A 562-nucleotide genomic window follows, 5' to 3' on the forward strand; every position below is an offset into this window, starting at 1 on the left:
GGTGTGCAGCATTTTGTAAGTAATACCTGGCCGTCGGTCGGGCTGCCAGGGCAGCCTATGGGCAGGCACGGCCAGTTGCAAAATATCGTTTTCATCAAACTGGTGTAGCTTTACCAGAATAAGTGCGCCTTCTTCGCCTATTTGTGGGGTATGACCAGTGCCAATCGGGTTGCGTAAGTAGCTGCCTGCCGGGTAACGGCCATGCTCATCGGCAAAGACACCTTCCAACACTAAAATTTCTTCACCACCACCATGAGTATGGCGATTGAACTGGCTGTTGGGCGCGTAGCGTACCAAGCTGGTGGCTCTGGCGACTTCGTCGCCAATGCGGTCTAGCATCATGCGCTCTACACCAGCGCTGGGGGAGTCCACCCAACGGTACTGATCCGGCGTGACACTGGCAAAGTGGCTAAAATCGGCGTTCAGGCGCATGGTATTGGCTCTTTGCAGGGATGAAAATTCGCAGCAGTAGTGCAAGTCTCCCCATCCCTGGGACAAAATGCAACGCAAAAAAATACCGCCCGGCGGCGGTATTCAATAGTTAACTTTTTGGCTTAGTGAT

Annotated in this window: 1 protein-coding gene; it reads right to left on the reverse strand. The window is 53.2% G+C overall.

Annotated features, from left to right (window positions below; all coding sequences use genetic code 11):
* Positions 1 to 432: cupin domain-containing protein (locus INT22_RS07065; protein WP_193067947.1), on the reverse strand; the 432-nt coding region annotated here is incomplete at its 3' end.
* Between the last annotated feature and the right edge of the window lie 130 nt (positions 433 to 562).

Source organism: Halomonas sp. 3D7M (assembly GCF_014897885.1).
GTDB lineage: Bacteria > Pseudomonadota > Gammaproteobacteria > Pseudomonadales > Halomonadaceae > Vreelandella.